Below are 26,542 nucleotides of genomic sequence, written 5' to 3' on the forward strand. Positions count from 1 at the left end.
AGGTCGAAGGCATGCTTCGTCTGATCGCCTTCGCGGCTCTCGGTGCTCTCCTCGGCGGCATCATCGTGATCGCCGTCGGTCCGCCCGACATCGGGTACGCGGTCGCCGGTGTCGCACTCCCGGTCTGCATCTTTGCGACGGTGCTCTCGCTCGTCGGACGGTCGTTGGGAAGTGCGATCGGCGCCTCACCACAGGCCGTGCAGCAGGCCAAGGACGCGAGACGGCTCGGCCTCGCCCGTATCGACACCCTCCGTCAGACCGGCACCCAGATCAACGACCAGCCGCTCTGCGAGCTCGACCTCTCCGTCCAGCCGCTGAACGGACCGGCGTTCGCGACCACGATGCGCACCGTCGTCCCGGTGACCGCCATCCCGACCTTTCAGCCCGGCACGGAGCGCGATGTCGCGGTCCTGCTCGACGGAGGACCGGAGGTCGCGTTCATCGACGCCGGCGAGATCCCGGCCGACGAGCGTTCGCGATTGCGCGTCCCGGCTCGGGCGTCCCTCCCGTTCCGCCCCGTTCAGCCGCACCAGCGCATCGTCGACGGACGTCGACGCGGACCGTTGCTCGGCGTGGGCCGGGCCGGTCGCCCCGGCCGCTTCGCCCTGTTCGCGATCGTGGCGGTCGCGGCGGCGGCGATCGTGGTCGCCCCGTATCACCAGTCCGTGGCCCAGTCGATCACCGCCCTCGAGGACGGACGCCTCCGACCCGACCTCCGTCGCCCGGAGGCGCTCGCGGAGGCGCAACGGGCGCTCCAGGAGGCGATCGGTCACGGCCGGGTCGTGTCGATCACGGTCACTGCCGATTTCGTCATCGCCCAGGCGCCGCTCACCGTGGGGGACACCAAGACCGATCGATGGGAGTACCGGTACGGTCAGGTCACCCACCAGGGCGCTGCGAGCGGCCAACCCGAGTCGGCCGCCGAGCAGTTCTCGTGGTCGGATGTCGCGCTCGACCGGATGTGGTCGCTCCTGGAGGAGGGGGCCGAGCAGGTCGACCGACCGGTCGGCGACGCGTCCCTGTACCTCGTCCGCTCGACCGACACCGACGTCCACAGCCCCACCTTCGCCCGTCCGGCCGGACCGCCGCAGGTCACCTTCAGCATCGGGGACGACTACGGCAGCACCTCGTTCGTCGCCCCGGCCGACGGTTCTGCTCTCTCGGCACGGTGAGCGGGCTTCCTGGACACCGCAGTCCTTCTGGCAGTATCGCGGACATGAGCTCTCCGAGTGAGACTGCACCGGTTGCAGCGCCCGACCGTGACGCTGCGACCGCGATGTGGCGCGCGTACACCGAGCATCGTGGCGGTGCGGGCCTGGACGACGCCGACTACACCGTGGAGCACTTCGGCGACACGGCCGGACTCGCCGACGGACTGCTGGAGATCATCCTGAGCGGACGCAAACGCGCCACCGCCGAACTCGTGTCGGAGTTCGCCCATCGCGGCGATCCGCTCCCTCGGATCGGCTCGCACTGGATCGCCTGCGACAGCACGGGGGCGCCGCGGATCGTCATCCGCAGCACCTCGCTCCGCATCGGCCCGTTCGCGAGTGCCGATGCCGCCTTCGCGTTCGCGGAGGGCGAGGATGATCGCACGCTGGCGAGCTGGCAGCGCGAACACCGGCGCTACTGGGAGCGGACCACGGCGGCGCGCGGTGCCGTGTGGTCCGAGTCCGAGGAGATCGTGTTCGAGTACTTCGCCGTGGTGTGGCCGCCGGAGCACGCCGACTGACCCGTTCCGATCAGACCGGTTCCGTAGACTCCCCGCATGCCGATGTCCGATTACGTCGCCTCGATCCGCTCCCACATCGGAACGGGGCTCCTCATGCTCCCGGGGGTCACCGCCGTCATCAGGGACGGCGACCGGTTCCTGCTCGCCCGCCATCGCCACTCCGGCCTCTGGAGTCTGATCGGTGGCGGCGTCGAGCCCGGCGAGGAACCGGCGGACGCGCTGCTGCGCGAGGTCCTGGAGGAGACGGGTGCCCGCATCCGCATCCGCGGCATCGTCGGGGCGTACGGCGGCGAACCGATGATGGTGCGCTACCCGAACGGCGACCACGTGGGCTACGTGACCACCGCCTACGACTGCGAGCTCCTCAGCGAGGCGAACCCCGATCAGGAGGAGCTTCTCGAGCTCGGTTGGTTCGCCAGGGACGACATCCAGTACCTGTCACGACGGGACTGGATCGACCGCGTCATCGCCGACGCTCCCGGTAGCGCACCGGCGGACGAGGCCTGAGCCGCCCCGCTCAGGCCGAGGCGAGCTCCTGGGCGGTGAGCACGCCGGTCTCGAGTGCCGAGAGGGCGACGACCTTGTAGCCCTCGCCGTCGAAGAAGACGGTGACACGGTCGGGCTCGACGCCCATCACGGTGCCCGGGCCCCACTCGCGGTGGAGTACCCCCTGGTCGACGTGGAGCGGCGACGTTCCGGTGGTGTCGGCGGAACCGAAGTGCTGCTGCTCCTGCTGCGCCTCGTGCCGCTCGCAGCCGTCGCAGTTCCCACACCATTCGGGGGCGTCGACGCCGAAGTACTCGAGCAGGACCCGGCGGCGGCAGTGCGAGGTCTCGGCGTACGCGCGCATCATCGCCAACCGTGATTCGGCGATGCGTTCCCGCGATTCCAGCATCTCCCGCACGGCACGGATCGCACGCTTCGGGCCGATCTCGTCGACCGCCCGGACGCCGTCGGTGGTGTCCGCCAGCTGGGCGTCCGCGAGGTCGTTCACGATCCTGGCGATCGTGCGTCGCGGCCGGTCGAGTTGCAACGCGAGATCGGTGACCGTCAGCCCCGGTGTGGCACGGACCGCGCGCCACACCGCGCGCACCGCCGACTCCGACACGGAGCGCTTCGTGAAGAAGCGACGGAGTCCGAGGTCTTCCGCGCGGTAGTGCAGCACCGTCGTGGCGGGCTCGCCGTCGCGGCCAGCGCGGCCGACCTCCTGGTAGTACGCGTCGAGCGACTCGGTCGTCGTGGCGTGCAGGACGAACCGCACATCGGCGCGGTCGATCCCCATCCCGAACGCCGAGGTCGCGACGACGACGTCGAGCTCGCCGGCCCGCCAGCGGTCGTGGACCGCGCGACGTTCCGTCGTCTTCAGGCCGGCATGGTACGCGGCGACCCGGCGTCCGTCGGCGGCGATCTCCTCGGCGTACCGTTCGGTCTCCCGACGCGTCGCGACGTAGACCAAGCCGGGAGCCGTCCAGCTGCGTGCCTCCTCGACGACCGCGGCCCGCTTCTCGGGCTCGCGCTCATGGCGGTGCACGACCAGGCGGATCTCTGGGCGGTCGACCCCGTGCACCTGCACGTCCGGGTCGTGCATGCGCAGCCGTTCGATGATCTCCTCGCGGACGGGACCGGAGGCGGTGGCCGTCATGGCGAGCACGGGCGGGTCGCCGAGCTCATGACGGACGTCGGCCAACCGCAGGTAGTCGGGCCGGAAGTCGGTTCCCCACGACGACACGCAGTGCGCCTCGTCGACGACGAGGAGGGAGACGCCGGCCGCTGCGAGCCGTGCGACGGTCTCCTCGTTCGCGAGCTGCTCCGGAGCCAGCAGCACGTAGACCGGGCCACCCTCGTCGATGCGTTCCCACGCCGCCTCGATGGCCGCTGTACCGAGGGAGGCGTTGAGTGCGACCGCCGGAGGGGCCGCCGGTGCGGCCTCGATCGAGGCGAGCTGATCGGCCTGCAGGGCGACGAGCGGCGAGACGACGAGGGTCACCCCGCCACGCTGGGCGCCGGCGATCTGGTACACCGCCGACTTCCCGCCACCCGTGGCGAGGACCACGAGGGTGTCGCGACCGGCGACGGCCGATTGGATCGCCTCACGCTGCCCCGGCAGGAGCGTGTCCCAGCCGAAATCCTCGCGCGCGATGCGATCGATGGAACCGGTGGCCGGACGTGAAGTACCCATGTCCAGGACGGTACCTCCGCCCACCGACGTCGTGATTCCTCTTGACGCGTGCGACGCCGTCTGCAACACGGTGCCGCGGTGTCGGTGGCTCCACCTACGCTCGGACGTGGTCGACGTCGCATCCCCAGCTGACAGTCCTCGGTCCTCACCGGTGAGGGTTGAGCGAGACATCTTCGCGACGTCGGCCCGGCCCCGCCCGAGCCACCGCAGCGCACACGACCGGCGGCCCCGCCTAGGCGTCGGCGAGGAATGCGGACACGGAGGCCGCGATGCGGTCCGCGCCCTCGTGGTCCTCGGCGGTGATGGTCACCACGGCGTCGCCGGCGAAGACGAGGAGCTGCCCGTACGCGCCGTGGAGCCGCCAGGCGGAGCCCGGGCCGTCCCATCCGGCGAGCGCGTACCGCTCGTAGCCGGGACCGGTGCCGGCCGGCACCCACTCGGTGTGCATCGCGTCGACCCACTCCGGCGCGAGGAGCTGCACGTCGTGCCAGCGGCCACGATCGCGGATGAGGCGTCCGACACGCGCGAGCTCCGTGGTGCGCAGCGCCAGGCCGCCGCCGGCGGCGATGAACCCGTTCGGGCATCGCTTCCATGCGGCGTCGTGGATGCCGAGCGGTGCGAGCAGGCGACGGTCGAGGTACGCGCCGACATCGCCGACGCGGGTCTCGAGCGCGCGCATCGCCGTGTAGGTGCTCGCGTTCGAGTACTGGAAGACCGCTTCTCGTGACGGTCGGCGCAGGAACTCGAGGGTCAGATCCGGCCAGTCCGAGAGCAGGGTCGGCGACCACGGGAGGTCGACGCCGCTCGTCATGTTCAGGAGGCGTCGGAGGGTGACGTCGGCTGTGCCGTCGCCGAACTCGGCGTCCGGGAAGACGGCGCCGAGTGTGGTGTCCATGGTGATGAGCCCCTCGTCGACGGCGAAGCCCACCGCGAGGACGCAGACACCCTTGGCCGCCGAGTGGACGTCCTCACGGACGTCCTCGGTCCACCGGTGCCCGGCCTCGTCGTCGCCGACGAGCACGTGCAGGCCGTGCGCGCCGAAGCCCTGCTCAACGATCTCCCATACGATGCGGTCGCGGAGCAGGCCTGCCCGGCTGGTGTCGGCTTGGGCGGTGACAGCTCGGCTCATCGGTCCAGTCTGCCCGACGGGTGTCCGCTGATCACGTCGGTGAGCCGATCGCACGCTGCGCTCACCGGCGCCCGGCGGTAGCGGCCCCTCATCTCGCTGATGACCGATCGTGTCTCCCGAGTCCCGCGCTGAAGGCGGTCAGCAGTCGTCGGCCCTCCGGCCAGGCGCCGAGTCCACTGGCGGAGTTCAGGTGGCCCCGGCGCCCGATGCCGACCCGAGGCACGCCCCACGTCGTGGCGAACTCGGCGGCGCGATCCTCCGAGCAGTAGGGGTCGTCCTCGCTCGTCACGAGGAGCGCGGGTGCGGACGGTCGGACGTCGAGACCCTCGGCGAACGCTGCTGCGACCGTCGGGAACAGCGGTCCGTCGGGGTCGGGTGCGGCGACGAGGAACAGCCCAGCGACCCGAGCGGGGTTCGCTGCAGTCCAGCGGACGGCAAGCAGACAGGACAGGCTGTGGGCCACCAGGATCGCCGGTTCATCGGCCACCGCCCGGTCGAGCGCGTCGGACCAGTCGTCGAGGTCCGGTGCGTCCCAGGACGCCGGCACGATCCGACGGATCGCGAGCGTCTCCCGCTCCCACTGTGATTGCCAGTGGGCGTCGTCGGATCCGCCGATCCCGGGCATGGTGATGATCGACATGGGATTCCTTCGTCGTTGTCGGGAGATGTGACCTCAGCGTGCCAGCCGAACCCATGCAGTCAGCGTCTGAAGCATCGTCTCCGTTGTTTACTAAGCAGATGACGGACGATGCTTCGCTTTCCTTCGATCGCACGGATCGGACGATCCTCGACGTGCTCCAGGTCGACGGGCGTACCACGATGACCGACCTGGCCCGGCTCGTGCACCTGTCTCAGCCGGCCGTCTCGGCGCGGGTCCGCAAGCTCGAGCGTGCCGGCTACATCACCGGCTACGGAGCTCGGGTGTCGCCGCAGAGGCTCGGGCTCACGACGCACGCCGTCGTCCGACTCCGGACGACCCACGCGCAGATCCAGTCGTCACTGGCAGAGTTCGACGAGCTGCCGGAGATTCACCGGATCTACCGTGTCACCGGCGAGGACTGTTTCGTCCTCGACGTGCACGCCTCCTCACCCGAGCGCCTCGAGCAGATCATCGACGCGATCGGGCGGTTCGGTCCGGTCAGCACCGCCCTGGTGCTGCGCGAGTACCCGGCCCACCCCATCGTCAGCCCCTGAGTCTCGCTCAGCGGTTCAGCTTCGCCGTTCGCGTCCCCCTGAGCCGGCGGGAACCGGACGTCGCATCGGGCTGGTGCAGGACCACAACCGCTCTCACGTGATCCTGCGCCGCCGACCGTCCGGGTGCACACTGGGGTGATGACACACGCCCGGATCGTCTCGGTGAGCAGCGACGATGAGCACGGCTTCTCCAAGCCTCGACGCGAGGCGATCACGCTCGTCGCCGGTCTCGGCGTCGAGGGGGATGCGCACTTCGGGGCGACGGTCCAGCACCGGTCCCGTGTGCGACGCGACCCCACGCAACCCAATCTCCGCCAGGTGCACCTGATCCACCGCGAACTGTTCGAGGAGGTCGACGCCGATGTAGCGCCGGGGGAGCTGGGTGAGAACGTGACCACCGAGGGGCTGGACCTGCTCGCCCTCCCCACGGGCGCGGTGCTGCGGCTCGGATCGGACGCCGTCGTCCAGGTGACCGGCCTCCGGAACCCGTGCGTTCAGATCGACCGCTTCGAACCCGGCCTCCTCAAGCAGCTGGTGGGCACGGACGCCGAGGGTCGCACCGTCCGCAAGGCGGGGGTCATGAGCGTCGTCCTCGCCGGGGGCGTCGTGCGTCCTGGTGACGACATCGTCGTCGAGCTCCCGGACGGAGTCGGGGAACCGCTCGCACCGGTGTAGCGGCAGGCCACCGCCGGCGGCGATGAAGCCGTTCGGGCACCGCTCCCGCACGATGCGATCGCGGCGGAGCTCGGCCGTGGTGATACCCGCTCGGGCGGTGTCGGCTTCGGTCGCGTCGGGTCGGACTGCGACATTTCGGGTCACCCGTCAAGTGTGCACGCGAGATCCGTTCAATTCCCGTTCACCGGGAAACGTCACGCTAGGTTGAAGACTGCACCAGCGGTCACAACGTCGTTACTCATGCGCGGCGACCCCGGCAACCCCGGGCGTTCGTCCCGAAAGGAATCCCGTGAAGCGTTCAGCGCCCCGTTCCCTCGCCATCGCAGCCCTCGTCATCGGTGCGCTCGGCCTCAGTGCCTGCTCCGCGGGAGGCGACGCCGGATCCGACGGTGGGGGAGACGCCTCCGGCCCCCTGATCGTCTACACGAACTCCAACGGCGACGGACGCGGCGAGTGGGTCACCGCTGAGGCGAAGAAGGCCGGCATCGACATCGAGATTGTCGGGCTCGGCGGCGCCGACCTCGCGAACCGCATCGTGGCCGAGAAGAACAACCCCGTCGGCGACGTCGTGTTCGGCCTGAACAACATGTTCTTCGAGACGCTCAAGGCCGAAGAGGCCATCACCGCCTACAAGCCGGCCTGGTCCGGCGAGGTCGACCAGGCGTCGGGCGACCCGAAGGACGGTGCGTTCTGGCCGCTCGTCGAGCAGGCGATCGTCACCGTCTACGACACGAACACCATCCCCGAGGCCGACGCGCCGACCGAGCTCTCCGAGCTCTGGGAGGACTCGAAGTACCAGGGCAAGTACGAGGTCAACACCGTCCTCGGCCAGGCCACCCCGCAGCTCGTCCTCGCCGGACTGCTCGCCCCGTACAAGGACGCGGACGGCGACCTGGGTATCTCCGACAAGGGTTGGAAGGTCGTCGAGGAGTACTTCAAGAACGGTTCGCCCGCTGTCGAGGGCACCGACCTCTACGCCCGGCTCACCCGCGGCGAGGTCGACTTCGGCACCATCCCGAGCAGCGGCATCACGAGCCGTGACGCCGAGTACGGCACGAAGACCGGCGTCATCGCCCCGAAGTCGGGCGTGCCGTACGTGACCGAGCAGATCGCCGAGATCGCCGGCACGAAGCGTGAGCAGCAGGCGCAGAAGTTCATCGACTGGTTCGGCAGTGCCGAGACGCAGGGTGCGTTCGCGAAGGAGTTCTCCGCCTACCCGGTGAACGAGCAGGCGAAGGCCGAGGCCCTTCCGGAGGTCGTCGCGCTCATCGACTCGCTGCCGAAGCAGGACATCGACTTCGAGTTCGTCCGCGAGAACATCGGTGCCTGGGTCGAGAAGACCGAGCTCGAGTACCTCCCGTAGATGATCACCTACGACGGCATCCAGGTCGCGTTCGGCGACCACCTGGCGATCCCGGACCTCAACCTGACGATCGAGGAGGGTGAGTTCTTCACCCTCCTCGGCCCGTCGGGCTGTGGGAAGACGACCGCGTTGCGCACCCTCGCCGGCTTCATCCAGCCGACGGCGGGCGAGCTGATCATCGACGGCAAGACCGTCACGCGCCTGCCGAGCGAGCAGCGTCGTGTCGGCATGGTGTTCCAGAACTACGCGCTCTTCCCGAGCATGAGCGTCCGGGAGAACATCGCGTTCGGGCTGCAGGTGCGGAAGACGAAGCGGCCGGAGACGACGAAGCTCGTCGACGAGATCGCCGAGCAGGTCGAACTCACCCCGGAACAGCTCGAGAAGAACGTCGCCGAGCTCTCCGGTGGGCAGCAGCAGCGCGTCGCCATCGCCCGCGCACTCGTCCTCAAGCCGCGCATCCTGCTGCTGGACGAGCCGCTCTCGAACCTCGACGCGAAGCTGCGCGTGCAGTTGCGCGAGCAGCTGAAGCGCCTCCAGAGCGAACTCGGCATCACGACGATGTACGTGACCCACGACCAGGAAGAGGCGCTCACGATGAGCGACCGGATCGCCGTGTTCAACCAGGGCGTCGTGGAGCAGCTGGGCACGCCGGAGGAGATCTACAACCACTCCGCCACCGAGTTCGTGGGTACGTTCATCGGCGCGATCAACCAGCTCTCGCCGGAGACGGTCCGGGCGCTCGCGGGTGCGGGCGCGCCGCTCGACCCGTCCGCGTCGGCGTACCTGCGGCTCGAGAAGGTCGCCGTGGTGGCGGCCGATGACCACCGCACACCGCCGCCCGGTCTGGTCGCGCTGCAGGGCACCATCGTGGAGCGCTCCTACCACGGCGCGTACTCGACCTACACGGTCGAGACCGTCGGCGGTCGGCTGCGCGCCATGGTCGTGGAGAGCGGCACGGACGCCCTGAGCCCCGGGTCGCCCGCCGAACTGCGCATCGACCCGAGCCACGTGCTCCAGTACTGAGGCCGACATGACCACCTCGACCCGTCCTGCAGCAGCCGCAACGGACGCGGGCGCCGGCAAGCCCCGTCGTCGTCGGCGTTCGGGGAAGCCCTCGACGCTCGGACCGATGTTCCGCTCGCCGCTCGCCATCATCGTGATCGTCGTCCTCACCTGGTTCGTCGTCACGTTCCTGCTGTTCCCGAACCTCAACCTCCTGGTCGGGACCTTCTTCCCCGACGGGAACTTCAGCGCACGCGCGGTAGAGAAGCTGTTCAGCTCCGAGCGGGCCCTCAAGGCGCTCGCGAACAGCTTCCTTCTGGCCGTGACGCTGTCGGTCACGGTCAACGTCGTCGGGATCTTCATCGTCCTCGTGACGAAGTACTTCGTCGTGCGTGGGGCGCGGGTGCTCTGGCTCGGGTACGCGACGACCCTCATCTACGGCGGCATCGTGCTCGCCGCCGGGTACAACTTCATCTACGGCCGCTACGGCTTCGTCACCAACGCGGTGCGGAACGTCTTCCCGGACATCGACCCCAACTGGTTCTCGGGCTTCTTCGCCGTCGTCATCGTGATGACGTTCGCGACGACGACGAACCACATGCTCTTCCTCTCCTCGGCGCTCGCCAAGATCGACTACCAGACCATCGAAGCCGCCCGGAACATGGGCGCGTCGACGTGGACGATCCTGTGGCGCATCGTGCTCCCGGCGCTCCGGCCCATGATCTTCGCCGTGACGGTGCTGACCTTCCTCATCGGCCTCGGGGCCCTCACCGCGCCGCTCGTGCTCGGCGGTCCCGACTTCCAGACCGTCGCGCCGATGATCGTGACGTTCTCGAAGAGTTCCAGCTCCCAGGACCTCGCAGCACTGCTCGCGATCATCCTCGGCTTGGCGACGATCGTGCTGCTCGCGATCATGAACCGCGTGGAGAAGTCCGGCGTGTACTTCTCGGTCGCGAAGGTGGCGACGCCCCTGCAGAAGCAACGGATCCAGAGTCGCCTCGGCAGCGTCGTCGTGCACGTCGTGGCCTACCTGCTCTTCCTCCTGTATGTGACGCCGGTGCTGCTCATCGTGCTGTTCTCCTTCCTCGACTCGACGGCGATCCAGCGCGGCGTGATCACCCCCGGTGACTTCACCCTGGCGAACTACGTGACCGTGTTCGGGACCCCGTCGGTGCTCCGACCGTTCATCGTCAGCATCGTCTACAGCGCCCTCGCCTCCGTGATCGTCGTCGGCGGGCTGCTCTTCGTCTCCCGGATCATCCAGCGCTACCGCAACCGGGTCACGGCGACGTTCGAGTACCTGCTGCACATCCCGTGGATCCTGCCGACGATCCTCATCGCGCTCGGGCTCATCATGACGTTCGACCGGCCGAACCCGCTGCTCGGCGGCGCGGTCCTGACCGGCACGACGGTGCTGCTCCTCGTCGCGTACATCATCGTGAAGATCCCGTTCACGCTCCGCCTGCTGAAGGCGGCGTTCGCCGGGATCCCCGACTCGCTCGAGGACGCCGCGCGGATCCTCGGCGCGAAGTCGCTGTTCACGTTCCGCAAGGTGCTGTTCCCGCTCGTGCTGCCGACGGCTGCGGCCATCACGGCGCTGAACTTCAACAGCCTGCTCGACGACTACGACGCCGCGGTGTTCCTGTACCAGCCGCTGTTCGAACCGCTCGGCATCGCGATCAAGGCGAGCACCGAGGGCGAGAACAACCTCGACTCGATGTCGATCACCTTCGTCTACACCGTGCTGCTCATGATCATCATGGGTGTCGCGATGTACCTCGTCTACGGGCGCTCGGCCGGCGGGCGTCGGTCGCGGAGCGGGTCGCGCGGGGCGCGGGTGCGTCCGGTCGCCGCGGCGGCCACGGCATCGACGCCCACCACCGCGACGACGACGGCTCCGACGGTCGGCGCGGACCGGCCCGAGGAGGATCCCGGCTTCGACCGTCGGTGAGGTGGGGCGGTGCCGGTGGTCGGTGCCGCCGGCCCGCCACGATCGCCTCACCCCAGGAGGTCGCGGACCGCTCTGGCGAACACCCGGGTGCCGGTGCCGATGAGTTCGTCGGGGAAGTCGAAGTCCGGGTGGTGCAAGGCGGGTGATTCCGGCGTGCGCCGCGAGCCGATGAAGAACATGGCCGATGGGGCGATTGTCCGGAATAGGCCGAAGTCCTCGGACCCCCGCTCGAGGACGCCCGTCGTGTGGGAGACCCCTTCGCGGTCGAGTGCGCCTCGGAGGAGCGCGACGGCCTCCGGGTGGTTCTCGCAGTGGTGGAAGACGTCCGACTCCTCGAACGTGACGCGGAGGCCGTGCTCGTCCGCTGCTCCGAGGGCGAGGCGTTCGACGTCGGCACGGAGCGCATCCATGCCCGCGTCGGTCATGGTGCGGAGGGTCGCCCAGAGCTCGCCGTGCCCGGGCGCGACACCGAACGCCTGCTCGCCGAGGACGGCGTGGGTCACCGTCACGAGGCGGTAGTCCGAGTCGATCCCGTCCCCTCGCGCGAGCGCCGGCAGGGCGGTGAGCAGGTTCGCGAGCGCCGATGCGGGGGAGATCCCGCCTTCCGGCGCCGACGCGTGGGTGGGCTCGCCCTCGAGGATCACCCGCAGCCCGCGTGAAGCGCAGTTCACGACCCCCTCGTCGAGCACGACCTGGCCGAACGGCAGGGAGGAGAGGTTGTGGAGCGCGAGGGCCAGATCGGGACGCACCCGTTCGAAGGCCGGATCGGCGAGGACCGCCGCGGCGCCGACGGCGTTCTCCTCGGCGGGCTGGAACAGCAGGACGACTCGGCCGCGCGTCGGTCGGTGACGGCCGAGCAGAACGCCGACCCCCGCGAGGATGGCCATGTGGCCGTCGTGTCCGCAGTGGTGGCCGACGCCCTCGTGCACGGAGCGGTGCGGCACCTCGGTCACCTCGGTGATCGGCAGGGCGTCGAGTTCTGCGCGGAGGAGGAGGGTGGGGCCGGGTTCCGCACCCGAGTAGACCGCCGCCACTCCGTGTCCGCCGAGTCCCGTCACGACCTCATCGGGTGCGGTGTCGGCGAGGAAGGCGGTGATGGCCGCCGCGGTGCCGTCCTCCTCGCCGGAGAGCTCGGGGTGACGGTGCAGCCACCGACGGAGTGCGGTCAGGCGATCGAGGTCGGCGGGATCGAGCGCGGTCGGGCGGTGCATGCGTGCTCCTGTCTGTGCGTGTCGCCGAGCGTCAGTCTGACCCGACGGCTCCGGACGGCGTAGGTGTCCCCGGCCCATGCATGCGGCGTTCGGATGTCGTCTTCGTACACGGACCGCGGGCTTCGGCGGTGTCCCGGCTCACTCCACCGGGACCCCGGCGGCGATGCTCGACAGGGCGGCGAGGTGGGCTTCGAGGGCGACCGAACCGGCGGGGGTGAGGGCGATCCAGGTGAGGCGTCGGGAGTCGGTCCGTGTCGACGACCGCTCCTTGCGGAGGGCGATCAGCTCGGCGTCGACCAGCACCTTCAGATGCTTCGAGAGCTTGGCGTCGTCGATGGCGAGGGCGTCGCGGACGACGGAGAACTCCAGTTCGTCGACGGCGCGGAGCAGCCCGCAGATCCGGAGCCGCAGGGGCGCGTGGATCACCTCGTTGAAGGCGGGTGCCGGTGTGCTCATCGTGTGGGTCGCGCCGCTGGAGCGGCGATCTCCTGGCGGAGCGTTTCGTCGTATCGGCGTCCGAGGACGACGGTCGCCACGAACGTCACGCCGGCCGGGATGAGCGCCCACCAGGGGGAGACCCCGAGGAACTTGAACGCGATGCTGCAGGACATGGCGGCGACGAGCACGAGGAGCGTCGCCAGGAGCAGCCGTCGGCTCCGCGGGCCGGCCGGCTTCGTCACCACGACACCCGCCGTCCGCGCGTACGTCGTGGTGAGGACGGGGATCGCGGCGATGCCAAGGGCGATCGCACCCAGCGGCCAGGCGCCGGGGAGGGCGTGCGCACCGGCGAAGACGGCGGTGATGAGTCCGAGCGCCGGGTGGTACCACCACGGCGTGATGATGCGGGTGGCGAGGTGCTCCTGATCGCGGGTCATGTCGTCGAGTGCGGTCTGCGCCTCGGACGGCGAGGTGCTGGACGATGCCGGGCGTCGGTCCGGCGCGGGGTCCTCGAAGTGACTTTCCATGATCGCAACTCTACGTCGAGGGTTGCGATCATCGCAAGTGAATCTACTGAGGTCGGGCGACCGCGGCGCTAGTGCTCCGATACGGGGCTCGTCCCTCCGTGCTGCGCGGGTGCCTTCGGGACGGACGACTCCCACCGGACTTCGCCGTCCTCGACCGTCGACGTCGGACGCAGGCCCTGCCGCTGCGCCACACGCTGGGACGCCGTGTGCTCCGGGTGGATCGACGCGGCGAACCACGCCACCCCGTGGGCGTGCAGCCAGGTGACCATCGCGTCGGTGGCCTCGGCGGCGAACCCGAGTCGCTGGTGGGCCGGGTCGATGACCCAGGCGATCTCAGCGAGCGTGCCCTTGTCCACACCACCCTCACCCTCGGCGCGCACCGTGGCCTGGACGAACCCGATGAGGGTGTCGGTGTCGTGGCGGCGCACCATCCAGTTGAGCCAGGCCTCCGAATCGTCCGCCGGCCCCCGCAGCTGCGATCGGTACCGCGTGGTGAGCGTGTCGAGCGACGGCGGTTCCCCACCGGTGAACGTGTACAGGGCCGGGTCGGCGAGCACGTCGACCATCGCGGCGGCATGGTCGACCGAGAGCGGCTCCAGCGTGAGGCGGTCCGACGTCAGCGATTCGATCTCGGGGAGGGGCATGCGTCGAGCTTTGCATCCTCCCGGTGGATGACTCGCCGGCCCCACGAGACGCTGCACGTTTCGGCGCCGTCGGCGGACAGGTGCTGTCCTCGTTCCTCCCTATCGTCGCCAGCGTGGTGCGGCTCATCGGAGCCCACCCGCGAGGGAAGGAAACCATGATGCACACCGACATCCACCCGTTCCGGATCGACATTCCGGAGGACGCGGTGGCCGAGCTCACGCGTCGACTCCGGGCCACCCGCTTCCCGCCGCCGCTGCCGGGCGATGACTGGTCGACGGGGGTTCCGGTCGACTACCTCCGGCGCGTGGTCGAGCACTGGGCAGGCTCCTTCGACTGGCGTGCGCAGCAGGAAGCGCTGAACGCGTTCCCGCAGTTCACGACGGTCATCGACGGGCAGACCATCCACTTCGTCCACGTCCGCTCGGCGGTCGAGGGTGCGCTCCCGCTGGTGCTCACGCACGGCTGGCCGGGATCGTTCGTCGAGTTCCTGGACCTCGTCGGCCCACTCACCGACCCCGAGGCTCACGGGCGGGAGGCGGCTGACGCCTTCGACGTGGTCATCCCCTCGCTGCCCGGCTTCGGGTTCTCGAGCCCCGTCGTCGAGGGCGGGTGGGACGCGGCGAGGATCGGGCGGACGTGGGCGACGCTCATGGAGCGGCTCGGCTACGAGCGGTACGGCGTGCAGGGTGGCGACATCGGCGCGGCGGTGTCACCCCAGGTGGCGAGGGTGGCACCGACGCGCGTGGTCGGCGTGCACGTCAACGGCTCGCTGGGGATGCCGCTGCAGGCGCCGAGCGAGGCGGAGCTGGCGAGCTTCGCCCCGCTGGAACTCGACCGTCTCGCGCGGGTCCAGACCTTCATGCGTGACGAGTACGGCTACATCGCGATCCAGTCGACCCGGCCGCAGACGATCGGAGCGGCGCTGGTCGACTCGCCGGTCGGCCTGCTCGCGTGGATGTTCGACAAGTTCCACGCGTGGACGGTGCCGTACGAGGCGCTCCCCGAGACGGTCGTCCCGCTCGATCGTCTGCTGACGAACGTCTCGCTGTACTGGTTCACCGAGACCGCCGGCACCGCCGCCTACGTCGGGTACGCGCAGCACACGGCCTGGGGTGCGGTCGACGAACCGTCTGGCGTTCCCACCGGCGTCATCATGTTCGCCCACGACGTCGGCATCCGTGCCTACGCGGAACGGGAGCTCACCATCACCCGGTGGACCGACGTCACCGACCGCGGTGGCCACTTCGCCGCCCTCGAGGAACCGAAGGCGCTCATCGACGATCTGACCGAGTTCTTCAGACCGCTCCGCTGACCGGCGGCGGGTCGGCCTCCTGGGTCGGCCCGCTCGGAAGCGGCGCGTCCACATTCGACCTGGCAGCCCGGCTCGCCTGCTCCGCCACCCTCCCGAACGCGGCCCGCAAGCCGTCGGGTTCGATCACCTCCACGTCGGCCTGCACCAGGAGCAACCACCGGGCGATCGCGTCGTGGCTGTCCGCTCCGGCGCGCACCACCGTGACCTCGGGCGACACCGCTTCGACGCTGCCCCACGCCGGCGCGACCCACCGGCGCACCGCCTCGATCGGCGCGTGGACGCGGACGGTGCCGGTGACCTGCTGCCAGCCGACGGTGAGCCGTCGGGTGACCCATCCCTCGACATCCGGATCCGGGAGCGGACGTTCCCTCGTGGGCAGCTCGGTCGCCGCGAACCCGGTGATGCGGTCGACGCGGAACGTGCGCCACGCGTCGGCGTCGAGGTCGAAGGCGACGAGGTACCACCGCCGTGCCGTGTTGACGAGTCGGTGCGGGTCGACGCGGCGCGGGGTTGAGGTCCGGTCGCGCCCCGTGTATGCGAACCCGACTCGGCGCCGCATCAGGCATGATCTCGCGAGGTCGCCGAGGAGGCCGATGTCGACCGTCGGATGGTCGATCGGCTCCAGGGCGTCTATCGGGGCGTCGAGGGTGACGGCTGCGACCGCGTCGACGATCCAGCGCGCCCGAGGTGGCAGCGACGCGACGATCTTCCCGAGCGAACCGGCCGCGAGAGTCCCGTCGACGTCGTCCTGCCAGCGCCGGAGCGCCAGCGCGCAGGCGAGCGCCTCCTCGGTGGTCAGGTGGATCGGGGGCAGCACCGCGCCCGGTTCGATCGAGTATCCGCCGTCGACACCGAAGCGCGTGTCGACCGGGTACCCGAGATCGCGGAGCCGTGCCACGTCGCGGCGCACGGTCCTCGTCGTCACGCCGAGGTCACCGGCCAAGCGTTCGGTGGCCATGAACCCGTTCCGCTGGAGCAGCTCCAGCAGTCGGAACGTCCGTGACGTCGTATCCCACATGGACCAAGCATGCTCCAGGCCGAGGACACGTCCTGTCCGCCGGCGGTCAGGCGACCGGGTGTCCTGTCCCGGCCTGGTCGGGGCGGAGGCCCTCGAGCACGACCTGCAGCATCAGCGAACTGTCGGGGTCGTCGCTCGCCATGCTGGCCGTGCGAGCGGCGTGGGCGATGCCGCACAGGAGCAGCAGCACCTGGGTCGGGCCGACGTCCGGTCGCAGGTGACCGAGCGCGGCGGCGCGCTGCATCAGCGTCCCGAGGTCCTCGATCAACGCCGTCTGCAACTGCGTCGTCCGTTCCAGTGCCGCCTCCTGCCGCGAGACGACCTTCTCGAACAGGGAGTCTTCGACGAGGAGGCGGAAATGCGCGGAGAGCGCCTGGTCGAGGTGCTCCGGGCCGGCCTGGCGGAGGATCGTCGCAAGGGCGTCGAACCGGTCCCAGACCAGTGCCTCTTCGAGTTCGGCGACCGTCGCGAAGTGGCGATAGACCGTCCCGACACCGACGTCGGCCGTGTGGGCGACCGTGTTGAGAGCGGGCGTCTCCCCTGCGGCGACCAGGGAGCGAGCCGCCTCGAGGATGTGCAGCCGCGTCCGAGCAACGTCTCGCCGAGGGGTACCCATCGTCACAGCGTACCCGGATCACGCGTGTCAGCGGATAGAGTATCCGTGCGGATAAGTTATCCGCATTCCGACTGAAAGGCCCATCGTGCCTCACTCCTCTCGCCCCGTGGCCGTCATCACCGGGGCCAGTTCCGGCATCGGCGCGCAATTCGCACGCAGGTATGCAGCCGAAGGATTCGACCTCGTCCTCGTCGCCCGCTCCGGCGAGGCGTTGCGGGCGCTGGCGGACGAGCTCGCCTCGGCCCATCAGATCGTCGCGCAGGTGCACGTCGCCGACCTGACCCGCACTGCTGACGTCGATGCGCTGGTCGCCGAGCTCCGCGACGGGCTCGTGCGCGTCGACCACCTCGTCAACTCAGCCGGAATCGCGCCCGAGGGGGATCTCTCGGACACTGCGGAGCGCGACCTTCGCGACCTGGTGGCGCTGAACGTCACGGCGCTCACGCTCCTGAATCGTGCGGCGGTCATCCGCATGCGGGCCCAGGGCACGGGCACGATCATCAACATCGGCAGTGCGGCCGGCTATCAACCGATGCCGCACTTCGCTGCGTACTCCGCGACGAAGTCCTATGTGATCAACCTCTCCGAGGCCCTGTCCGAGGAGAACCGCCCCTTCGGGCTCCGGATCTTCGCGGTCTCCCCAGGCGACACGGACACCGGCATGGGGTCCAATCCCTCGACCGACAAGCGCACGCCCGAGCAGGTCGTCGACACCGCGTGGCGCGCGATGCGCGGGGCGGCACCGTCGGTGGTCGACGGTGCCGCGAACAGCATCCTGGCCGTGGTGTCCTCGCGCGTCCTGCCGAAGCGGTTCGGCCTGCGGATCGCCGAACGGATGATGCGCCGCATGGTGTGAGCCTGGTCTCCGCGAGCGGTGATGACGCCGCTGACCCTCAGCTGTAGCAGGCGCGGTTGATCGCCACGAGGAATCGACCGTCGGTGGCGTCACCGCCGGCGTTCATGTAGTCGCCGATGACCGTCATCGCGAGGTCCCGGCGTCGCGGCACGCGGTCCTGTTCCGCCGCAGCCAGCCAGTCCGGCATCTCCGCACGCGTGCGGTCGGTGCAGTAGACGGGGGCGCCGGGCTGCTGGCGCCACGACTCCGCCAGAGCGCCCGCGTCGACGGCGTCGAAGCCGGTGTCCTCCACCAGCCGCATGGCGACGGCGCGGTCGGCATCGCGGTCGGCGGCCACGGGGATGGCCACGCGGGCCGGGTCGCCTGGGGTGGAAGCCTTCGCGTCGAAGGACTGCGACGTGATCGCGTTCCAGGCCTTGATAACGGGATGCCCGAACAGCTCGGACACCCACACGCTCTCGGGGACGCCCTGTTCGAAGGCGACCATCGAGCCGTCGCGCATCGGGTAGTAGTTCGAGGTGTCGATGACGACCGCGGATTCCGGTGCCGAGCGGACGTGTTCGGCGATGTCGGCGTTGCGGTTCATCGGGACCGAGACGATGAGGACGTCGACGCCCTGAGCGACCTCGGCGGCGGTCACGGCCCGTGCGCCGGTGCGGAGTGCCGCGTCGCCGATGGTCTCGGGGCCGTGGGAGTTCGCGATGGCGACGTCGTGCCCGTGGCGGGCGAGGCGGCGGGCGATGGTGGAGCCGATGGATCCGGCGCCGATGATCCCGATCTTCAGATGGTTCTCTCGTTCAGCAGGCATTCCACTATCATCGACATTCACATTAGTGTGAGGGTCAAGTCGGAGGAGGACGCATGCGAATCGGGGAGCTTTCGAAGCGGACCGGGGTGGCACCACGGATGCTCCGGTACTACGAGGAGCAGGGGCTCATCACGCCGAGGCGACTCGACAACGGGTACCGGGAGTACGACGACTACCTCGTCGACCGGGTCGGCAAGATCAGGGGCTTGATCGACGCCGGCATCCCGACGCGGATCGTGTCGGACATCCTCCCCTGCCTCGGGCAGCCCCAGAAGATCGTCGTCGAGAACGCCGAACCGGGGCTCTTCGAGTTGCTCGAGACCGAACGCGACCGCATGAACGACAAGATCGACTTCCTCACCCACAACCGCGATGCCCTCACCAGCTACCTCGCCGCCCTCGAACGTGCCGGCGTCCGGGCGCCGGAGAGCCAGGCCGGCTGAGCCCCTCCTCGCGCGATGGGGACCGTGCGGAGCGAGGTTCCGTTGCGTGCATCACGACGGTGACCCCTCGGTGGGCGGTTCGCCCATCGTGAGCTCCGGTTCGATGCCGGCCGGCACCGGGAACCAGGCGAGGAAGGTGACACCCTCGTCGGTCGCGTCGAAGCGGGTGATCGTCTCGTTCGCCGGTTCATGGAACGTGTCGCCGGCGCGGAGGACGGTCTGCTCTCCGGTTCCCACTTGGAAGAACACGGACCCGGATTCGACCACGCCGAAGACGGGCCCGTTGTGCCAGTGCGCACCGGGGTGGACGTCTGCCGGGATGGTGATGCGTCGCACCTCGACGGAGGCGAAGGACGGCGCACCCTCCAGGTCCACGGTGGCCAGCGTTTCGCGGGTGATCGGGGGAGTGGTCATGGGTCGATGATGTCATCGCGAGGCGAGCACGAGGGATCTGGCCGGTCGACGATGCGCTACTCTCATCCCAGAGGGAAAAATCCCGTCGCGCCTCGGCCGACGGAAACGCACAAGCGTCTCGTGGGAGTCGCCACTTCTTCATCGAAGGAGTGCGTCCATGCTCGAACCCTCAACCTCCCCGGCGGTCCAGCCACCACCACCGGCTCGCCTCCGCGACGCGTGGGTCGCGCTCGCCGGTCTCTCGGCGGTGTTCCTGTTCGAGATGCTCGACAACTCCGTCCTGAACGTCGCACTCCCGACCATCGGGCGCGAGCTCACTGCCTCCACGTCGTCACTGCAGTGGGTGTCGGGGGCATACTCGGTCGCCTTCGGCGGATTGATGCTGCTGTTCGGTGCGGTGGCCGATCGGTTCGGTCGGCGACGGATCATGCTCATCGGCCTCGTGCTGCTCACGATCGTGAGCGTCCTGACGGTGTTCGTCACCTCGGTGGAACAGTTGATCGCGGTGCGTGCGCTGATGGGCGTCGCCGCGGCGATGACGACCCCCGGTTCCATGGCGTTGGCGTTCCGCTTGTTCGACGCGGACGATCTGCGCGTGCGTGCCCTGACGGTCATCTCGACCGCTGGACTGGTCGGTCTCGCCGCCGGACCCACGATCGGTGGGCTCGTCCTCGCTGTCGCACCGTGGCAGGTGCTCATCGTCGCCAACGCGCCCATCGCGATCGTCGCTCTCATCGGGATCCGCGCCGGAGTCGCCGCCGACCAGCGAGACCATCTGCACAATGAGCGCATCGACGTGGTGGGCGCCTCCCTAGGCACCGCGACCATCGTCGGCGCCCTCCTCACGCCGACCCTGTTCGTCGCAGGCGCCGACCTTCCGCTGGCGTGGGGCGTCGCTGTGGCGACCACGGCGGCCGCGGTCGGGTTCGTGGTCCGCGAGCGCACCGCGCGTCGCCCGGTGCTTGATCTGCGGCTCGTCGCCCAGCCTCTGGTGGCGTCCGGTTTGGCCTACAAGGCCGCCTCTGGACTCGCGATGGCGGGGCTGTCCTACCTGACGACGCTGCAACTGCAGTTCGCGTGGGGGTGGCCGCCCGCTTTCGCCGCGCTCGGCACGCTCCCGCAGGTCGTGGTGTTGCTGGCGAGTGGTCGCTTCGTCGGTCCGTTCGTGCAGCGGTTAGGCCTCGATCGCGCCGCTTGGATGAGCGCTGCCGCGGTGGTCGCGGGGCTCGCCATGTTCGCGCTCCTCGGCCGATTCGGGTACCCCTGGGTGCTGGTCGCGTTGGTGCTCGTGGCCGCCGGGATGCGCGTGGTCGGGGTAGTCGCCGGCAACAACGTCCTCCGCGGCCTCCCGTCGGACCGCACGTCCATCGGTGCGGCCCTGGTCGACACGGCCAGCGAGTTGGCCACGGCTGTCGGGATCGCCGCGACCGGCACCATCCTCGCCGCGCTCGTCGGCGGCCGCATCACGACGATGACGTCCACCTCCGATCGGCTCGCGTCGTTCGAGGATGCGATCCTCATCGCCGGACTCACCATCACCTGCCTCGCCGCGGCCCTCGTCGCCGTCGGCATTCACCGTTCACGTCGCACCCCGTCCGAACCCACCATCCAGGAGCCCTCCCATGTCTGACCTCTCGCCCCGACCTCCGTTCGATCCCGAACTGGCCACCTTCCTCACCGCCCTCGAGGCGCGCGGCCCGTTCACCCTGACGGCGGAGATGCTGCCGCACATGCGTGCCCTCGAGCTGACCGAGGAGGCCCTCGACGAGCGGTTGCGCTCGCGGGGATACGAGCGGCGCACGCTCACCGTTCCCGGCCACCTCGGGGATCCGATCACGCTCGCGGTCATTCAGCGGATCGGTCGCACGGGAGCGACGGCCGCGGTCTACACGATCCACGGGGGTGGGATGATGTTCGGCCACCACCTCGGGAACCTCGACTCCTACGACGACTGGCTCCTGAACGACCACGACGTGGTGCTCGTGAGCGTCGACTACCGTCTCGCCCCGGAACATCCGGACCCGTACCCCGTGGAGGACTGCTACGCCGGACTCGTGTGGGTCGCGGCGCACGCTGACGAACTCGGCATCGATCCTGAGCGCATCGTGATCGCCGGGCAGAGTGCGGGCGGCGGACTCGCCGCGGGCACCGCCCTCCTCGCCCGGGACCGCAACGGGCCGGCGCTCCTGGCGCAGATCCTGGTGTCGCCGATGCTCGACGACCGTGACGCCACGGTGTCGACGCAGCAGATCGACGGTGTGGGGGTCGCGGATCGACAGCTGACCCGGTTCGGTTGGGATGCGTACCTCGGATCCCGGCGTGCTGGTGACGACGTCTCCATCTTCGCCGCGCCGGCTCGGGCGACCGACCTCACCGGGCTCCCGCGCACGTACCTCGACTGCGGCAGCGCTGAGGTGTTCCGCGATGAGACGGTCGCCTACGCCAGTGCGCTCTGGGCTGCGGGTGGTGACGCGGAACTGCACGTGTGGCCGGGTGCGTTCCACGGTTTCACGAGCATGATGCCGGACGCCACCATCTCCAGGACCGCCACGGCGGCTCTGGCCGACTGGACGGGGCGGTTGCTCGGGACGTAGCCGCGCTGGCAGCCGTCGTGGAGCCGACGTGACCCGAGCCCAGCCTGGCTTCGCCGCGGTCGAGTGCGACCCTGACCCGGCGAGGTCGGCGCAGGCTGCGGGTCTGTCCAGCGCGTGGTGGAACACGGAGAACAGTGCCTCGTGCGGTGCGGTTAGGCTCGAATCATGGTCGCATGGAGTCGCTACGTCTTGGCCGCCTCGCTCATCGCCGGCATCGCAGGGATCCTCTTCGCCCGGCAGTTGCCCGTGTGGTGGGGTCCGATCTCCCTCGTGCTCATGGTCGTCGCGGCTGTCGTGTTCTTCGTCGTCTCCATCGTCGAGTACCGACGCCGGCGGGTGGTGCAGAACTCCCCACGGTGACGTGGCTCGATGCCGAGTGGGCGCCGTAGGCCTGCCGACACGGCCGCACGGCGGTCAGTGGCCGATGACGCCCTGGAGGTCGACGGCGACCTGGATCGCGGCGATGATCTCGCGCTTGTGCAGGTTCTCGACCGTGGCCGTGCCGCCCAGCGAGAGCAATGGCTCGAAGACGAACGACTCCTCGTAGGGCAGGTCGCCGTGCGCCGCGACCGCCTCGGGGAAGATGTCCCAGTGCAGGGTGTCGGACAGTTCGTCGGGTCCGTCGAGATCGACCATGAAGAGGAAGTTGTCGACGGAGGAGTTCAGTCCCACCGCCCGGCCTTCTCGGAAGAGGATGCCGACGACGCCGATGCTCGGCTCCCAGGTGATGAGGTCACCGAGACCAGTGACCATGATCGGGATGGCGATGCCGTCACCCTGCGTCTTGCCGATGCAGTCGCCGACCTGGTCCTCGTAGCGTTTCGGATCGATGACGCGCAGGAAGCCGTGGCCGAAGGTCCCGTACCCGTAGCGTTCCCACACCTCGACGAGTTCGTCCGGGACTCGGCCCCGATATTCCTCGATGAGCTCTTCCGGGACAGGGCCGTGTGTGATGAAGTCGGAGATCTCAACCATGATGTCCAAGCTACCGGGCGCGTGCCGGCACTCCGCGGGACCAGGCCGCCTACAGCGCCCCGGTCGGATCCGCCCGGGCATCGGAACAGGACAGCGGAACGCGACACCCGTCGAGGGTGCCGCGCTCCGCCGCGACCGAATCCGCCACTACCGATGAGGCGACAGGCCTCAGAGGTCCGTCTGCGGTGCCGCCACCTGGACGGCACGGCTGAGCGCCGTCGTGGCCCAACCCAGGAGGGCGAGGATGATGCCGACTCCGATGGCGAAGACAGCGACGCCGAACGACACGACCGAGGTGAAGAGCGAAGCGCGGAGGAACGACGCGTCCATCACGGTCGCTCGGATCGGGTCGTCCTTCTCGAGCTGAGCGTAGGTCTTGCCGTCCGCCATCGCGGTGGCGTGCATGTTGATCGCGTCAGCCTGCGCCAACGCGCTGAACGGGCCCGTCACCGGCGCGTTGGCGAGGAACGATGCGTCCTCGCTCACCGTGATGTGCTGGTCGGCGAGCTGTGAGCTGACGACGCCCCACACCACGCCGCCGGCGACGATCATGACGATTCCGGCGACGATGGCGAGGATTCCAGCCCACCGGGCGAGCAGGCGGGTGCGGGACGTGAGCGTGGTGGCTGCAGCTCTGGTGGTGGTCGTGGTGCTCATGGTGTGTGCTTTCTGTTCGTTCTGCGCGGGCGGGGGAGGGGCGGCGCCTTCGAAGACCATCGTCGTCGCTCGGTGTTCGTGAGGTGAGGGCCGAAAGTCCCATGGGTTTCCTCACCTGGTCTCCCAGGGGCGGAGGGTCGAACGGCCCTACCGCGGCAGGTCCGGGCGAGGTTGCCTGAGAAGACACGACGACAGATCGAGGAACGCATGACGGTACGAACGGTGGACACCGCACGATGGCAGCAGCTGTGCCACGCCACCCGCGAGCGGCTCGCACGCAAGGGCACGCTCGACCGACACCGCGACGGCACGCTCGACGAGGCCGCGGCAACAGACGGTCCTCCGCTGGAGACCGGCCGTCGTTCAGCTCCGTGACCGCGGTCACCCTTCGATGCCGCGGACCTCAGGGCCTCGGACGGTTGGCGTGCGTGAGCCCGTAGACCGCAGCCTGGGTCCGCCGCTCCACACCGATCTTGCCGAGCAACCCCGACACGTAGTTCTTCACCGTCTTCTCGGCGAGACCGAGATCCACCCCGATCTGCCGGTTCGTCATGCCTTCGGTGATGCGCGACAGCACCTGGCTCTCGCGCAGCGTGAGACGCGCCTCGTCGGTCGCCGGGTGATCGAGCAGTCGTCTGCGCGCACGAAGGACGAGTTCCGCGTCCATGAGCTGGGCGCCCGCGCTCACCTGACGGATGGCGCTCACGAGACCGGCGCCGCGGATGTCCTTCAAGAGCCATCCCTGCGCTCCCGCGAGCACCGCGGCTTGCTGGGCGTCGTCGTCGTCGAACGCGGTGAGCATGATGCAGGGGAGGTCCGGATGAGCCGAGCGGATGTCGCGGCAGGCGTCCACCCCTGATCCATCCGGAAGTCGCACATCGAGCACCACCACGTCGGGGGTCGTCGCATCGACCCGGGAGATCGCGTCGTGGACCGTGCCGGCTTCGCCGACCACCGTCAGGTCCGGTTCGCGTTCGATGACGTCGGTGATGCCCCGTCGGACCAGTTCGTGGTCGTCGAGGAGGAAGACACGGATCATCGGGAGGAGTCCTTCGAAGGTTCAGGGAGCGGCGCACGCCAGGTCAAGACGGCGCCGTGTTCGGCACCGGGGGTCAGCTCGCTCGATCCGCCGTGCGAGGCCGCCCTCGCGGCCAGATTGGCGATACCGCTCGCCGCACGGGGACCGTCGCCGCCGAGCCCGAGCCCGTCGTCGGTGACGCGCACCACGACGGCGGACGAGCTCGCCGGTGATGCCGCAGTCGGTTCGATCGTGATCGAGACGGTGACCGAGGTCGCCTGAGCGTGACGAGCGGCGTTCGACAACCCCTCGCGGACGACCGCCTCGACGTCGTCGAGCAGCACGCCCGCCACGAGGAGGTCCACCTCTCCCTCGAAGATGATCCGTGGCGACGTCGGGAAGGAACCGGCCGCTTCACCGACGACATCGAGGAGGCGGTGACGCGCGTCGGCTTCCGGTCGATGGGTCGCTCGGAGGGCGAACACGGAGGTCCGTATCTCGGCGATCGCCTCGTCGAGCAGGTCGGAGATCCCGTCCACGCGAGCGCGCGCCGACGGAGGGAGGGCGTGCAGGTCCAAGCCGTTGAGCGCCAGGCCGGCCCCGAACAACCGTTGGATGACGTTGTCGTGCAGGTCGCGGGCGATCCGCTCCCGATCCTCCAGGAGCGCGACGCGTTCCCGCGCCTCACGGGCGCTTCGGAGCTCCAAGGCGACACTCGCCTGTGCGGCGAAGTCCGTGATCATGTCGAGGTCCAGCTCGACGAACCGAGCAGAACCGGTGGGACGGGCCACGAGGAGGACGGAGTCGGCACCACCTGGCCGGGCCAGGGGGACGATCATGGCGCTGCCGGTGAAGTCGCTCTGGTCTGGGGACCCGGGACGGGGAAGGCCGAGGGACAGGGCGGGGTTCCCCGAAGCGATGACCTGGGCTGCCGGTGTCGACGCGGCGCTGAAGACGCGACCGAGGTACGCCTCCGCGTCGTCACCCCAGGCCATGTCGGTGGCGAACGCGTCGGAGTCGGTGCGGGCGACCAGCGCCACCACGGCGGCCCCGGTCAGACGGATCACGGAGGCTGCGATCAACCCGAGCGGGTCCGCACCGTCCTGATCGAGGAGCGCGGAGGACACTTCGGCCGAAGCGAGTGCCCAGCGCTGTCGGCGTTGCGATTCGCCGAACAGCCGGGCGTTGTCGATCGCGACGCCTGCAGCGCCGGCCAAGGCCTGCAGGAGCTCCTCGTCCTCGGCGCTGAACGGGCCGTCCGCCCGTTCGGTGAGGTAGAGATTGCCGAACACCTGTCCTCGGACCTGGATGGGCACGCCCAGAAAACTCTCCATCGGGGGGTGCCCGTCGGGGAAGCCGACGAACCGGTCGTGGTCGGCGAGGTGGTCGAGACGCACCGGGCTCGGGTCGTCGATGAGCGCACCCAGGACACCGAGCCCGCGGGGGAGATGACCGATCGACCGTGCCGCTTCGGTGTCGATGCCGACGTGGATGAACTGTTCGAGCGTTCCATCCGGCCCGATGACCCCGAGCGCACCGAACCGCGCGCCGGCGAGATCGACGGCTGCTTGCGTGATGCGCCGCAGCACGACCTCCACGTCGAGGTCCTCGGTGATCGCTCGCGTCGCCGTGAGGAGGTCCCGGAGCCGCCCCTGCGTATGGAGCACGCTCTGCGCCTTCTGGACCAGCTCGTCGATGGCCTTCTCGAGTTCCGACCTCGGCAGCTCCGGAAAGCCGATGGATGGGTCCGTGCGCACAGGGCTCCTTGGGAAGGGTTCGATCCGA

General features: G+C 69.5%; 30 protein-coding genes. 15 read left to right on the plus strand and 15 right to left on the minus strand.

Annotated elements, in window-relative coordinates; genetic code table 11:
- The first annotated feature begins 11 nt into the window (after positions 1–11).
- The 3 genes from QRN26_RS08620 to QRN26_RS08630 are packed head-to-tail and all read left to right on the plus strand — an operon-like array spanning position 12 to position 2,239.
- Complete coding sequence (locus QRN26_RS08620) at positions 12–1,172, plus strand: hypothetical protein (RefSeq protein WP_285036247.1); 1,161 nt, start codon at positions 12–14, stop codon at positions 1,170–1,172.
- Between the two features lie 44 nt (positions 1,173–1,216).
- A complete protein-coding gene (locus QRN26_RS08625) occupies positions 1,217–1,732 on the plus strand; it encodes an ASCH domain-containing protein (RefSeq protein WP_502927376.1) in 516 nt (171 codons plus the stop codon).
- A 36-nt stretch (positions 1,733–1,768) separates the two neighbouring features.
- Positions 1,769–2,239 (plus strand): NUDIX domain-containing protein, encoded by a 471-nt coding sequence (locus tag QRN26_RS08630; RefSeq protein ID WP_285036248.1) that lies wholly within the window; start codon positions 1,769–1,771, stop codon positions 2,237–2,239.
- A 10-nt stretch (positions 2,240–2,249) separates the two neighbouring features.
- Here QRN26_RS08630 and QRN26_RS08635 read toward each other — a convergent pair whose 3' ends face one another.
- The 3 genes from QRN26_RS08635 to QRN26_RS08645 all read right to left on the minus strand — a co-directional run bounded on the left by QRN26_RS08635 (position 2,250) and on the right by QRN26_RS08645 (position 5,680).
- Positions 2,250–3,911: a RecQ family ATP-dependent DNA helicase gene (locus QRN26_RS08635; protein WP_285036249.1), complete on the minus strand. Its 1,662-nt coding sequence runs from the start codon at positions 3,909–3,911 to the stop codon at positions 2,250–2,252.
- Positions 3,912–4,143: 232 nt separating this feature from the next.
- On the minus strand, positions 4,144–5,040 hold the full coding sequence (locus tag QRN26_RS08640; RefSeq protein ID WP_285036250.1) for a serine hydrolase domain-containing protein: 897 nt from the start codon (positions 5,038–5,040) through the stop codon (positions 4,144–4,146).
- 88 nt (positions 5,041–5,128) lie between these two features.
- Complete coding sequence (locus QRN26_RS08645) at positions 5,129–5,680, minus strand: RBBP9/YdeN family alpha/beta hydrolase (RefSeq protein ID WP_285036251.1); 552 nt, start codon at positions 5,678–5,680, stop codon at positions 5,129–5,131.
- Positions 5,681–5,778: 98 nt separating this feature from the next.
- On the opposite strand from QRN26_RS08645, the gene QRN26_RS08650 reads away from it, so the two are divergent.
- From QRN26_RS08650 to QRN26_RS08670, 5 genes are all read left to right on the plus strand, one after another.
- Complete coding sequence (locus tag QRN26_RS08650) at positions 5,779–6,234, plus strand: Lrp/AsnC family transcriptional regulator (protein WP_056779670.1); 456 nt, start codon at positions 5,779–5,781, stop codon at positions 6,232–6,234.
- Between the two features lie 138 nt (positions 6,235–6,372).
- Positions 6,373–6,909 (plus strand): MOSC domain-containing protein, encoded by a 537-nt coding sequence (locus QRN26_RS08655; protein WP_285036252.1) that lies wholly within the window; start codon positions 6,373–6,375, stop codon positions 6,907–6,909.
- A 289-nt stretch (positions 6,910–7,198) separates the two neighbouring features.
- Complete coding sequence (locus tag QRN26_RS08660; RefSeq protein ID WP_056009408.1) at positions 7,199–8,272, plus strand: extracellular solute-binding protein; 1,074 nt, start codon at positions 7,199–7,201, stop codon at positions 8,270–8,272.
- Positions 8,273–9,295 carry an ABC transporter ATP-binding protein gene (locus tag QRN26_RS08665; protein ID WP_056009406.1) on the plus strand — a complete coding sequence of 341 codons (1,023 nt, stop codon included), beginning with the start codon at positions 8,273–8,275 and terminating at the stop codon, positions 9,293–9,295.
- Between the two features lie 106 nt (positions 9,296–9,401).
- Positions 9,402–11,225: an ABC transporter permease gene (locus QRN26_RS08670; protein WP_157580418.1), complete on the plus strand. Its 1,824-nt coding sequence runs from the start codon at positions 9,402–9,404 to the stop codon at positions 11,223–11,225.
- Between the two features lie 47 nt (positions 11,226–11,272).
- Here QRN26_RS08670 and QRN26_RS08675 read toward each other — a convergent pair whose 3' ends face one another.
- From QRN26_RS08675 to QRN26_RS08690, 4 genes are all read right to left on the minus strand, one after another.
- Positions 11,273–12,436, minus strand: coding sequence for an amidohydrolase (locus QRN26_RS08675; RefSeq protein ID WP_285036253.1), 1,164 nt, complete (start codon positions 12,434–12,436; stop codon positions 11,273–11,275).
- 138 nt (positions 12,437–12,574) lie between these two features.
- The gene (locus tag QRN26_RS08680; protein ID WP_285036254.1) at positions 12,575–12,892 is read right to left on the minus strand and encodes a transcriptional regulator; all 318 of its coding nucleotides are present in this window, start codon (positions 12,890–12,892) and stop codon (positions 12,575–12,577) included.
- Positions 12,889–13,401, minus strand: coding sequence for a hypothetical protein (locus QRN26_RS08685; RefSeq protein WP_285036255.1), 513 nt, complete (start codon positions 13,399–13,401; stop codon positions 12,889–12,891). The genes QRN26_RS08680 and QRN26_RS08685 overlap by 4 nt, the downstream gene beginning before the upstream one ends.
- Before the next feature lie 68 nt (positions 13,402–13,469).
- Complete coding sequence (locus QRN26_RS08690; protein WP_285036256.1) at positions 13,470–14,045, minus strand: GNAT family N-acetyltransferase; 576 nt, start codon at positions 14,043–14,045, stop codon at positions 13,470–13,472.
- A gap of 158 nt (positions 14,046–14,203) precedes the next feature.
- Here QRN26_RS08690 and QRN26_RS08695 point away from each other — a divergent pair, with 158 nt between their 5' ends.
- Positions 14,204–15,358 carry an epoxide hydrolase family protein gene (locus QRN26_RS08695; protein WP_285036257.1) on the plus strand — a complete coding sequence of 385 codons (1,155 nt, stop codon included), beginning with the start codon at positions 14,204–14,206 and terminating at the stop codon, positions 15,356–15,358.
- On the opposite strand, the gene QRN26_RS08700 is transcribed toward QRN26_RS08695, so the two are convergent.
- Positions 15,342–16,376 (minus strand): helix-turn-helix transcriptional regulator, encoded by a 1,035-nt coding sequence (locus QRN26_RS08700; RefSeq protein ID WP_285036258.1) that lies wholly within the window; start codon positions 16,374–16,376, stop codon positions 15,342–15,344. The two genes, QRN26_RS08695 and QRN26_RS08700, sit on opposite strands and share 17 nt — an antisense overlap.
- Positions 16,377–16,422: 46 nt before the next feature.
- Complete coding sequence (locus QRN26_RS08705; protein WP_285036259.1) at positions 16,423–16,992, minus strand: TetR/AcrR family transcriptional regulator; 570 nt, start codon at positions 16,990–16,992, stop codon at positions 16,423–16,425.
- A gap of 106 nt (positions 16,993–17,098) precedes the next feature.
- Here QRN26_RS08705 and QRN26_RS08710 point away from each other — a divergent pair, with 106 nt between their 5' ends.
- Positions 17,099–17,848, plus strand: coding sequence for an SDR family NAD(P)-dependent oxidoreductase (locus QRN26_RS08710; protein WP_285036260.1), 750 nt, complete (start codon positions 17,099–17,101; stop codon positions 17,846–17,848).
- 37 nt (positions 17,849–17,885) lie between these two features.
- Here QRN26_RS08710 and QRN26_RS08715 read toward each other — a convergent pair whose 3' ends face one another.
- Complete coding sequence (locus tag QRN26_RS08715) at positions 17,886–18,656, minus strand: NADPH-dependent F420 reductase (protein WP_285036261.1); 771 nt, start codon at positions 18,654–18,656, stop codon at positions 17,886–17,888.
- Positions 18,657–18,709: 53 nt separating this feature from the next.
- Here QRN26_RS08715 and QRN26_RS08720 point away from each other — a divergent pair, with 53 nt between their 5' ends.
- Positions 18,710–19,099: a MerR family transcriptional regulator gene (locus tag QRN26_RS08720; protein ID WP_285036262.1), complete on the plus strand. Its 390-nt coding sequence runs from the start codon at positions 18,710–18,712 to the stop codon at positions 19,097–19,099.
- A gap of 51 nt (positions 19,100–19,150) precedes the next feature.
- Here QRN26_RS08720 and QRN26_RS08725 read toward each other — a convergent pair whose 3' ends face one another.
- On the minus strand, positions 19,151–19,513 hold the full coding sequence (locus QRN26_RS08725) for a cupin domain-containing protein (protein ID WP_285036263.1): 363 nt from the start codon (positions 19,511–19,513) through the stop codon (positions 19,151–19,153).
- A gap of 157 nt (positions 19,514–19,670) precedes the next feature.
- On the opposite strand from QRN26_RS08725, the gene QRN26_RS08730 reads away from it, so the two are divergent.
- From QRN26_RS08730 to QRN26_RS08740, 3 genes are all read left to right on the plus strand, one after another.
- Positions 19,671–21,143 (plus strand): MFS transporter, encoded by a 1,473-nt coding sequence (locus QRN26_RS08730; protein WP_056779636.1) that lies wholly within the window; start codon positions 19,671–19,673, stop codon positions 21,141–21,143.
- On the plus strand, positions 21,136–22,107 hold the full coding sequence (locus tag QRN26_RS08735; RefSeq protein ID WP_056009373.1) for an alpha/beta hydrolase: 972 nt from the start codon (positions 21,136–21,138) through the stop codon (positions 22,105–22,107). Before QRN26_RS08730 ends, QRN26_RS08735 begins: the two co-directional genes overlap by 8 nt.
- A gap of 165 nt (positions 22,108–22,272) precedes the next feature.
- On the plus strand, positions 22,273–22,467 hold the full coding sequence (locus QRN26_RS08740) for a hypothetical protein (protein WP_056779630.1): 195 nt from the start codon (positions 22,273–22,275) through the stop codon (positions 22,465–22,467).
- 54 nt (positions 22,468–22,521) lie between these two features.
- On the opposite strand, the gene QRN26_RS08745 is transcribed toward QRN26_RS08740, so the two are convergent.
- Positions 22,522–23,082 (minus strand): GAD-like domain-containing protein, encoded by a 561-nt coding sequence (locus tag QRN26_RS08745; RefSeq protein ID WP_285036264.1) that lies wholly within the window; start codon positions 23,080–23,082, stop codon positions 22,522–22,524.
- Positions 23,083–23,250: 168 nt separating this feature from the next.
- Positions 23,251–23,739: an aromatic ring-opening dioxygenase LigA gene (locus QRN26_RS08750; protein ID WP_285036265.1), complete on the minus strand. Its 489-nt coding sequence runs from the start codon at positions 23,737–23,739 to the stop codon at positions 23,251–23,253.
- A 207-nt stretch (positions 23,740–23,946) separates the two neighbouring features.
- Between QRN26_RS08750 and QRN26_RS08755 the strand changes: the two genes are divergently transcribed.
- Positions 23,947–24,114 (plus strand): hypothetical protein, encoded by a 168-nt coding sequence (locus QRN26_RS08755; protein WP_285036266.1) that lies wholly within the window; start codon positions 23,947–23,949, stop codon positions 24,112–24,114.
- 28 nt (positions 24,115–24,142) lie between these two features.
- On the opposite strand, the gene QRN26_RS08760 is transcribed toward QRN26_RS08755, so the two are convergent.
- Together QRN26_RS08760 and QRN26_RS08765 are read right to left on the minus strand one after the other, a co-directional pair.
- Positions 24,143–24,778: a response regulator gene (locus tag QRN26_RS08760; protein WP_285036267.1), complete on the minus strand. Its 636-nt coding sequence runs from the start codon at positions 24,776–24,778 to the stop codon at positions 24,143–24,145.
- Positions 24,775–26,514, minus strand: coding sequence for a sensor histidine kinase (locus QRN26_RS08765; protein WP_285036268.1), 1,740 nt, complete (start codon positions 26,512–26,514; stop codon positions 24,775–24,777). The genes QRN26_RS08760 and QRN26_RS08765 overlap by 4 nt, the downstream gene beginning before the upstream one ends.
- Between the last annotated feature and the right edge of the window lie 28 nt (positions 26,515–26,542).

It is taken from the genome of Plantibacter sp. ME-Dv--P-095, assembly GCF_030209365.1.
Taxonomy (GTDB): domain Bacteria; phylum Actinomycetota; class Actinomycetes; order Actinomycetales; family Microbacteriaceae; genus Plantibacter.

Excerpts from the sequence above, each read along its gene's own strand:
- QRN26_RS08640 (WP_285036250.1), bottom strand. The coding sequence starts at position 5,040 with ATGAGCCGAGCTGTCACCGCCCAAGCCGACACCAGCCGGGCAGGCCTG.
- QRN26_RS08675 (WP_285036253.1), bottom strand. The coding sequence starts at position 12,436 with ATGCACCGCCCGACCGCGCTCGATCCCGCCGACCTCGATCGCCTGACC.
- QRN26_RS08745 (WP_285036264.1), bottom strand. The coding sequence starts at position 23,082 with ATGGTTGAGATCTCCGACTTCATCACACACGGCCCTGTCCCGGAAGAG.
- QRN26_RS08650 (WP_056779670.1), top strand. The coding sequence starts at position 5,779 with ATGACGGACGATGCTTCGCTTTCCTTCGATCGCACGGATCGGACGATC.
- QRN26_RS08730 (WP_056779636.1), top strand. The coding sequence starts at position 19,671 with ATGCTCGAACCCTCAACCTCCCCGGCGGTCCAGCCACCACCACCGGCT.
- QRN26_RS08645 (WP_285036251.1), bottom strand. The coding sequence starts at position 5,680 with ATGTCGATCATCACCATGCCCGGGATCGGCGGATCCGACGACGCCCAC.
- QRN26_RS08740 (WP_056779630.1), top strand. The coding sequence starts at position 22,273 with ATGGTCGCATGGAGTCGCTACGTCTTGGCCGCCTCGCTCATCGCCGGC.
- QRN26_RS08625 (WP_502927376.1), top strand. The coding sequence starts at position 1,217 with ATGAGCTCTCCGAGTGAGACTGCACCGGTTGCAGCGCCCGACCGTGAC.
- QRN26_RS08720 (WP_285036262.1), top strand. The coding sequence starts at position 18,710 with ATGCGAATCGGGGAGCTTTCGAAGCGGACCGGGGTGGCACCACGGATG.
- QRN26_RS08705 (WP_285036259.1), bottom strand. The coding sequence starts at position 16,992 with ATGGGTACCCCTCGGCGAGACGTTGCTCGGACGCGGCTGCACATCCTC.
- QRN26_RS08635 (WP_285036249.1), bottom strand. The coding sequence starts at position 3,911 with ATGGGTACTTCACGTCCGGCCACCGGTTCCATCGATCGCATCGCGCGC.
- QRN26_RS08685 (WP_285036255.1), bottom strand. The coding sequence starts at position 13,401 with ATGGAAAGTCACTTCGAGGACCCCGCGCCGGACCGACGCCCGGCATCG.
- QRN26_RS08655 (WP_285036252.1), top strand. The coding sequence starts at position 6,373 with ATGACACACGCCCGGATCGTCTCGGTGAGCAGCGACGATGAGCACGGC.
- QRN26_RS08690 (WP_285036256.1), bottom strand. The coding sequence starts at position 14,045 with ATGCCCCTCCCCGAGATCGAATCGCTGACGTCGGACCGCCTCACGCTG.
- QRN26_RS08715 (WP_285036261.1), bottom strand. The coding sequence starts at position 18,656 with ATGCCTGCTGAACGAGAGAACCATCTGAAGATCGGGATCATCGGCGCC.
- QRN26_RS08750 (WP_285036265.1), bottom strand. The coding sequence starts at position 23,739 with ATGAGCACCACGACCACCACCAGAGCTGCAGCCACCACGCTCACGTCC.
- QRN26_RS08630 (WP_285036248.1), top strand. The coding sequence starts at position 1,769 with ATGCCGATGTCCGATTACGTCGCCTCGATCCGCTCCCACATCGGAACG.
- QRN26_RS08755 (WP_285036266.1), top strand. The coding sequence starts at position 23,947 with ATGACGGTACGAACGGTGGACACCGCACGATGGCAGCAGCTGTGCCAC.
- QRN26_RS08735 (WP_056009373.1), top strand. The coding sequence starts at position 21,136 with ATGTCTGACCTCTCGCCCCGACCTCCGTTCGATCCCGAACTGGCCACC.
- QRN26_RS08700 (WP_285036258.1), bottom strand. The coding sequence starts at position 16,376 with ATGTGGGATACGACGTCACGGACGTTCCGACTGCTGGAGCTGCTCCAG.
- QRN26_RS08670 (WP_157580418.1), top strand. The coding sequence starts at position 9,402 with ATGTTCCGCTCGCCGCTCGCCATCATCGTGATCGTCGTCCTCACCTGG.
- QRN26_RS08695 (WP_285036257.1), top strand. The coding sequence starts at position 14,204 with ATGCACACCGACATCCACCCGTTCCGGATCGACATTCCGGAGGACGCG.
- QRN26_RS08680 (WP_285036254.1), bottom strand. The coding sequence starts at position 12,892 with ATGAGCACACCGGCACCCGCCTTCAACGAGGTGATCCACGCGCCCCTG.
- QRN26_RS08760 (WP_285036267.1), bottom strand. The coding sequence starts at position 24,778 with ATGATCCGTGTCTTCCTCCTCGACGACCACGAACTGGTCCGACGGGGC.
- QRN26_RS08620 (WP_285036247.1), top strand. The coding sequence starts at position 12 with ATGCTTCGTCTGATCGCCTTCGCGGCTCTCGGTGCTCTCCTCGGCGGC.
- QRN26_RS08665 (WP_056009406.1), top strand. The coding sequence starts at position 8,273 with ATGATCACCTACGACGGCATCCAGGTCGCGTTCGGCGACCACCTGGCG.
- QRN26_RS08725 (WP_285036263.1), bottom strand. The coding sequence starts at position 19,513 with ATGACCACTCCCCCGATCACCCGCGAAACGCTGGCCACCGTGGACCTG.